General features: G+C 41.9%; 1 protein-coding gene. It reads right to left on the minus strand.

Annotation, left to right across the window (positions count from 1 at the left end; translation table 11 throughout):
• On the minus strand, window positions 1-186 hold a 186-nt coding region (locus RAD04_RS39095; RefSeq protein WP_461628024.1), incomplete at its 3' end, for a hypothetical protein.
• Window positions 187-241 lie beyond the last annotated feature (55 nt).

The raw sequence follows: 241 nt of genomic DNA on the forward strand, positions 1-241 counted from the left end.
CGGTTCATCTTGCAGATAACCAAATAAACTACATGCTCCGCCCTCACCTAACTGTGGAATTTGATAATGCCAGCGAACTTCAGGCAAGCTAGTGCTTGCAAGTGCTTGCTCAAGCGCTGTTAGCTCTGCTGAAATTAAACGGGTGTCAGCACTGAGTTGTGCTTGTTGTAAATAGGAATTAATCATTTGGCCATCCATACTTCTATAGTGTGCAAATATTAGCATGGATTTTTTTACAGTG

The organism is Bradyrhizobium sp. 25ACV (assembly GCF_054863005.1).